Origin of the sequence: Kitasatospora sp. NPDC057512, from assembly GCF_042802135.1 — a bacterium.
Lineage (GTDB): Bacteria > Actinomycetota > Actinomycetes > Streptomycetales > Streptomycetaceae > Kitasatospora.
In genome coordinates, this window is sequence record NZ_JBHVET010000508.1 from 1 (window position 1) to 6,522 (window position 6,522).

9 protein-coding genes are annotated in these 6,522 nt (G+C 66.9%); all 9 read left to right on the forward strand.

Translation table 11 applies throughout. The features are described from left to right. The first annotated feature begins 279 nt into the window (after positions 1-279). The 9 genes from secY (at position 280) to ACFU6K_RS27720 (ending at position 6,520) form a co-directional block, all read left to right on the forward strand. Positions 280-1,590: a preprotein translocase subunit SecY gene (secY, locus tag ACFU6K_RS27680; protein WP_030055837.1), complete on the forward strand. Its 1,311-nt coding sequence runs from the start codon at positions 280-282 to the stop codon at positions 1,588-1,590. Then, positions 1,590-2,243: an adenylate kinase gene (locus ACFU6K_RS27685; RefSeq protein ID WP_380667466.1), complete on the forward strand. Its 654-nt coding sequence runs from the start codon at positions 1,590-1,592 to the stop codon at positions 2,241-2,243. The genes secY and ACFU6K_RS27685 overlap by 1 nt, the downstream gene beginning before the upstream one ends. Positions 2,244-2,360: 117 nt before the next feature. Next, a complete protein-coding gene (gene map / locus ACFU6K_RS27690; RefSeq protein ID WP_380667468.1) occupies positions 2,361-3,200 on the forward strand; it encodes a type I methionyl aminopeptidase in 840 nt (279 codons plus the stop codon). Between the two features lie 141 nt (positions 3,201-3,341). After that, positions 3,342-3,767, forward strand: coding sequence for a large conductance mechanosensitive channel protein MscL (gene mscL, locus ACFU6K_RS27695; protein ID WP_380667470.1), 426 nt, complete (start codon positions 3,342-3,344; stop codon positions 3,765-3,767). Positions 3,768-3,961: 194 nt separating this feature from the next. Next, positions 3,962-4,183 (forward strand): translation initiation factor IF-1, encoded by a 222-nt coding sequence (gene infA, locus ACFU6K_RS27700; protein ID WP_003956442.1) that lies wholly within the window; start codon positions 3,962-3,964, stop codon positions 4,181-4,183. Positions 4,184-4,216: 33 nt separating this feature from the next. After that, positions 4,217-4,330 (forward strand): 50S ribosomal protein L36, encoded by a 114-nt coding sequence (gene rpmJ / locus ACFU6K_RS27705; protein WP_003956441.1) that lies wholly within the window; start codon positions 4,217-4,219, stop codon positions 4,328-4,330. A gap of 177 nt (positions 4,331-4,507) precedes the next feature. Next, the gene (gene rpsM / locus ACFU6K_RS27710; RefSeq protein WP_188306769.1) at positions 4,508-4,888 is read left to right on the forward strand and encodes a 30S ribosomal protein S13; all 381 of its coding nucleotides are present in this window, start codon (positions 4,508-4,510) and stop codon (positions 4,886-4,888) included. 72 nt (positions 4,889-4,960) lie between these two features. After that, positions 4,961-5,368 (forward strand): 30S ribosomal protein S11, encoded by a 408-nt coding sequence (rpsK, locus tag ACFU6K_RS27715; protein WP_030232513.1) that lies wholly within the window; start codon positions 4,961-4,963, stop codon positions 5,366-5,368. Between the two features lie 129 nt (positions 5,369-5,497). Continuing rightward, on the forward strand, positions 5,498-6,520 hold the full coding sequence (locus tag ACFU6K_RS27720; RefSeq protein WP_049649049.1) for a DNA-directed RNA polymerase subunit alpha: 1,023 nt from the start codon (positions 5,498-5,500) through the stop codon (positions 6,518-6,520). Positions 6,521-6,522: the final 2 nt, after the last annotated feature.

The window sequence follows — 6,522 nt, forward strand, 5'->3', positions numbered from 1 at the left end:
CCTCCTCCGGGAGGTGCGGGGCTCGTGCCGTTCCCGGGGACATCCGGCCGGACGGCGCTCGTTCTTTTGTGTGGCAAACCCGGGCATCCCGTACCCCGTGAGTGGGGGAGGGGCGGTACGCGCTTCTTCCGAGTGGCTGCGCACTGTTAGAGTCCGTGGAGTTCCCTTGTAGGCTGCGCGTAGGCTCGCCTGTGCCGTCTGTACGGGAGCCCGAACCGCAAACTCCCCATTCAGGACCGACCCTCCCGCCGACGACGCGCGGGAGGCGCAGGAGGCACCGTGCTCAGTGCGTTCGCGCGGGCGTTCCAGACGCCCGACCTGCGCAAGAAGCTGCTGTTCACGCTGGGCATCATGGTGCTGTTCCGCCTGGGCTCGCACATTCCGATGCCGGGCGTGAGCTTCACGGCCGTGAACGAGTGCGTGAAGGAGACCAAGAACAGCGGTCTCTTCGGGCTCGTCAACCTGTTCAGCGGCGGCGCGCTCCTCCAACTGACGATCTTCGCCCTCGGCATCATGCCGTACATCACGGCGAGCATCATCCTCCAGCTCCTCACCGTCGTGATCCCGCGACTGGAGATGCTGAAGAAGGAGGGCCAGGCCGGCCAGGCCAAGATCACCCAGTACACGCGTTACCTGACCATCGCGCTCGCCGTGCTCCAGGGCACCGGCATCGTGGCGACGGCCTCCAGCGGCGCGCTGTTCTCCGGCTGCCCGCTGGCCAACCAGATCGTCCCGGACACCAGCGTGTTCCGGATCGCCGTCATGGTGCTCACGATGACGGCCGGCACCACGGTCATCATGTGGCTCGGCGAGCTGATCACCGACCGCGGCATCGGCAACGGCATGTCGCTGCTGATCTTCACCTCGATCGCGGCGCAGTTCCCGTCCTCGATGTGGGCGATCAAGACCTCCGGCACCATCGGCGGCGGCTGGGTCGAGTTCCTCTCCGTGGTCGCGGTCGGCGTCATCGTCGTGATGCTGGTCATCTTCGTCGAGCAGGCCCAGCGCCGGATCCCGGTCCAGTACGCGAAGCGGATGATCGGCCGCCGGGCGTTCGGCGGGACCTCGACCTACATCCCGCTCAAGGTGAACCAGGCCGGTGTCATCCCGGTCATCTTCGCCTCGTCGCTGCTGTACATCCCCGCCCTGGTGGTCCAGCTGACCAACAGCCAGGCGGGCTGGGCCACGTGGATCCGGACGAACTTCGTCAAGGGTGACCACCCGATCTACATGGCCACGTACTTCCTGCTGATCGTCTTCTTCGCCTTCTTCTACGTCGCCATCTCCTTCAACCCCGAAGAAGTTGCCGACAACATGAAGAAGTATGGTGGGTTCATCCCGGGTATCCGGGCCGGCCGACCGACGGCCGAGTACCTGAACTACGTGCTGACCCGAATCACGTGGCCGGGTTCGCTCTACCTGGGCCTGATCGCGTTGATCCCGATGATCGCCCTGGTCGCCTTCGGACAGCAGACCAACTTCCCGTTCGGCGGCACCAGCGTGCTCATCGTCGTCGGCGTCGGACTCGAAACTGTGAAGCAGATCGAGAGCCAGCTCCAGCAGCGCAATTACGAAGGGTTCCTCCGCTGATGCGTATCGTCCTCGTTGGTCCTCCCGGGGCCGGGAAGGGTACTCAGGCGCACCTGCTCGCCAAGACCCTGTCCATCCCCCACATCTCCACCGGCGACCTGTTCCGTGCGAACATCAGCCAGGGCACGCCGCTGGGCCTTGAGGCCAAGTCCTACATGGACGCGGGGCGCCTGGTGCCGGACGAGGTCACCATCGGGATGGCCAAGGACCGCATGCTCCAGGAGGACGCCGCCAACGGCTTCCTGCTCGACGGCTTCCCCCGCAACCTGGGGCAGGCCAAGGCGCTGGACGAGTTCCTCGCCGAGCAGGGCATCAAGCTGGACGGCGTGCTGGACCTGGAGGTCCCCGAGGACGAGGTCGTCCGCCGGATCGCCGGCCGCCGCCTGTGCCGCAACGACGGCGGCCACGTCTTCCACGTGGACTACAACCCGCCGAAGGTCGACGGCGTCTGCGACGAGTGCGGCGGCGAGCTGTACCAGCGCTCGGACGACACCGAGGACAAGGTGCGCACGCGCCTGGAGGTCTACCACACGGAGACCGAGCCGATCATCGACTACTACGTCCAGCAGGGCCTGGTGGCGACCATCTCGGCCCTCGGCAAGGTGGACGAGGTCACCGCCCGCTCGATCGAGGCGCTGAAGCAGGACAGCTGAGTCTCTCGGCGAACGTACGACGGTACGGCCGGGTCGCCCGCCCCACGCGGGTGGCCCGGCCGTTTCGGCGTCGTACGGTGGTAGCAGTGGTAATCCGGACTTGGAAGGCGTGACCAGATGGTGGAGATCAAGACCCCCGAGCAGATCGCGAAGATGCGAGCGGCCGGGCTGGTCGTCGCCGAGGCCCTGAAGGCCTGCCGCGAGGCGGTCGCCCCCGGGGTGACCACCCAGGAGCTCAACGACGTCGCGGACAAGGTCATCACCGACCACGGCGCCACCTCGAACTTCCGGGCCCACCACGGCGGGCTCTGGTTCCCGGGCGTGATCTGCGCCTCGGTGAACAATGAGGTCGTGCACGGCATCCCCGGCGACCGGGCCCTCCAGGAGGGCGACATCATCTCGATCGACTGCGGCGCCATCCTGGACGGCTGGCACGGCGACTCGGCCATCACCGTGGCGGTCGGCGAGGTCCGCCCGGAGGTCGAGATGCTGAGCCGGGTGACCGAGGGCTCGATGTGGGCCGGCATCGCCCAGATGAAGAAGAACAACCGCCTGGTGGACGTCTCCAAGGCGATCGAGGGCTTCATCCGCCGCCAGCCGCTCCCGCCGAAGGGCAAGTGGGGCATCACCGAGGGCTACGGCGGCCACGGCATCGGCACCGCGATGCACATGGAGCCGCACGTGCTGAACTACGTCGAGCGCGGCCGCGGCAAGGGCCCGAAGCTCGTCCCCGGCACCGTGCTGGCGATCGAGCCGATGGTCTCGCTCGGCACCCCGCACACCACCGTGCTGGAGGACGACTGGACGGTCGTCACCAACGACGGCACCTGGGCCTCGCACTGGGAGCACTCGGTGGCCGTCACCGAGCAGGGCCCGCTGGTGCTGACCGCCTTCGACGGCGGCAGGGCTGAGCTGGCCAAGCTGGGCATCACCGCAGCTCCGGACCCCCTCGCGTAGTCCTGACGGCGCTCAACTGCCGCTGCTGACAAGGGATCAGGGCCCTGGAGGTTTGGACCTCCAGGGCTTTTGTCCTATTTTTATGCGCTGGCAGTGGTCGGCTCCGGCCGGTCCGGTTACGAGCGATGCAGGAGAGAGCACGTGCTCAAGGGATTCCGCGACTTCATGATGCGCGGCAACGTCGTCGACATGGCGGTCGGTGTGGTCATCGGTGCCGCGTTCACCGCGGTGGTGACCGGCTTCGTGTCCGCCTTCCTCACCCCGCTGGTGGGTGTGGTGGTCGGTGCCGCCGGCGACTTCAGCTCGTACAAGGCGCACATCGCGGGGGTGACCTTCCCGTACGGGCAGTTCCTCAACGTGCTGATCGCGTTCTTCATGACCGCCGCGGTGCTGTACTTCTGCGTGGTGCTGCCGATCACCAAGGCGACCGCGCGCTACATGCCGAAGAAGCCGAAGACGCCGAAGCGCCCCTGCCCCGAGTGCCTGACCGACATCCCCGAGGCCGCCCGCCGCTGCTCGGCCTGCACCGCCCACGTCGAGCCGCTGACCGTCCTCGGCAAGGCCTGACGTAGCAGATGTGACGGCGACCGCTTTCCGGGACCCCCGTTTTGGTCCACCGGACGCGCTGGCGTAGGATGGACCGTCGGCTCACTCGTAGCGTGCTTCAGCGCGCCCTCTTCCCCCCGGGGGAGGGGTGAACCCAGGTTCGCACGAGCGTTCCGCATACGGTAGCCGGTCCCGGAAGGTGGATCTCGCAGTTCATGGCTAAGAAGCAAGGCGCCATTGAGATCGAGGGCACCGTGATCGAGTCTCTGCCGAACGCGATGTTCAAGGTCGAGCTGCAGAACGGTCACAAGGTCCTCGCGCACATCAGTGGCAAGATGCGCATGCACTACATCCGCATCCTGCCGGACGACCGGGTCGTCGTGGAGCTCAGCCCCTACGACCTCACGCGCGGGCGGATCGTCTACCGCTACAAGTAAGAACGTCAGATCTAGACCCGGAGAACCTGAAACATGAAGGTCAAGCCGAGCGTCAAGAAGATCTGCGACAAGTGCAAGGTGATCCGCCGCCACGGCCGGGTCATGGTGATCTGCGACAACCTGCGCCACAAGCAGCGCCAGGGCTGATCACTCTTCAGCATTTCTCGTAGTACTTCGCGCGACGCGAAAACGTCATAAGCGGGCTACCCGATCCGTCCGTTCCCCGGACGGACTGCCGCCCCCGGTCAGAGGCCGGGGCTCCCTCACCGTGAGGTGTCGGAGTAGGTAGCACGCAAGACCTCTGAAGAACCACAGGAGCCTTGAATGGCACGCCTCGCCGGCGTTGATCTCCCCCGTGAGAAGCGGATCGAGATCGCCCTTACCTACGTGTACGGCATCGGCCGTACCCGCGCCCAGCAGACCCTGGCCGAGACCGGTGTCAACCCGGATGTCCGCGTTCGCGACATCTCCGAGGACGACCTCGTCAAGCTGAGCCAGTACATCGACGCCAACTACACGGTCGAGGGTGACCTCCGCCGTGAGGTGGCCGCCGACATCCGCCGCAAGGTCGAGATCGGCTGCTACGAGGGTCTGCGTCACCGCCGCGGCCTGCCGGTCCGCGGCCAGCGCACCCACACCAACGCGCGTACCCGCAAGGGCCCGCGTCGCGCGATCGCCGGTAAGAAGAAGCCGGGCAAGAAGTAGTCCGTCCCGTAACCGGACATCCCTCCGGCCCGCGGGTCAGCGGACCGACCACCTCAGTAGGAGAACAGACTTATGCCCCCCAAGGGTCGTCAGGCTGCCGGCGCGAAGAAGATCCGCCGCAAGGAAAAGAAGAACGTCGCTCACGGCCACGCGCACATCAAGAGCACGTTCAACAACACCATCGTTTCGATCACCGACCCCGCGGGCAACGTGATCTCCTGGGCCTCCGCCGGCCACGTCGGCTTCAAGGGCTCGCGCAAGTCCACCCCGTTCGCCGCGCAGATGGCCGCCGAGGCCGCTGCCCGTCGCGCGCAGGAGCACGGCATGCGCAAGGTCGACGTCTTCGTGAAGGGTCCGGGCTCCGGCCGCGAGACCGCGATCCGTTCGCTCCAGGCCACCGGCCTGGAGGTCGGCTCGATCCAGGACGTCACCCCCACCCCGCACAACGGCTGCCGTCCGCCGAAGCGCCGCCGCGTCTGACGCAGCGCCTTCGGGCACGCGGGTCTTGCTTTAAACCTCGTACGGGCTCCCGTTTCTTGCGGGAGCCCGTACGCTTGGTCCTGTCGGCATCAAATAGTGGGTGCCGAAGACAACTGGAGGATTCCCCCCATGCTTATCGCTCAGCGTCCCTCGCTGACCGAAGAGGTCGTCGACGAGTTCCGCTCGCGGTTCGTGATCGAGCCGCTGGAGCCGGGCTTCGGCTACACCCTCGGCAACTCCCTGCGCCGCACGCTCCTGTCGTCGATCCCGGGTGCCGCTGTCACCAGCATCCGCATCGACGGCGTCCTGCACGAGTTCACCACCGTGCCGGGCGTCAAGGAGGACGTGACCGACCTCATCCTCAACATCAAGCAGCTGGTCGTCTCCTCGGAGCACGACGAGCCGGTCGTGATGTACCTGCGCAAGCAGGGCCCGGGTGTCGTCACCGCCGCCGACATCGCCCCGCCGGCGGGTGTCGAGGTGCACAACCCGGAGCTGGTCCTCGCCACGCTGAACGGCAAGGGCAAGCTGGAGATGGAGCTGACCGTCGAGCGCGGTCGCGGCTACGTCTCCGCCGTCCAGAACAAGGCCTCCGGCCAGGAGATCGGCCGCATCCCGGTCGACTCGATCTACAGCCCCGTGCTGAAGGTCACCTACAAGGTCGAGGCCACCCGTGTCGAGCAGCGGACCGACTTCGACAAGCTGATCGTCGACGTCGAGACCAAGCCCGCCATGCGTCCGCGCGACGCCATGGCCTCGGCCGGCAAGACCCTGGTGGAGCTGTTCGGCCTCGCCCGCGAGCTGAACATCGACGCCGAGGGCATCGACATGGGCCCGTCCCCGACGGACGCCGCCCTGGCCGCCGACCTGGCGCTGCCGATCGAGGAGCTGGAGCTCACGGTCCGCTCCTACAACTGCCTCAAGCGCGAGGGCATCCACACCGTGGGTGAGCTCGTCGCCCGCTCCGAGGCCGACCTGCTCGACATCCGCAACTTCGGCGCGAAGTCGATCGACGAGGTCAAGGCGAAGCTGGCCGGCATGGGCCTGGCCCTCAAGGACAGCCCGCCCGGGTTCGACCCGACCGCTGCCGCCGACGCCTTCGGCGCCGACGACCTCGACGACTCGCACTTCGCCGAGACCGAGCAGTACTGAGA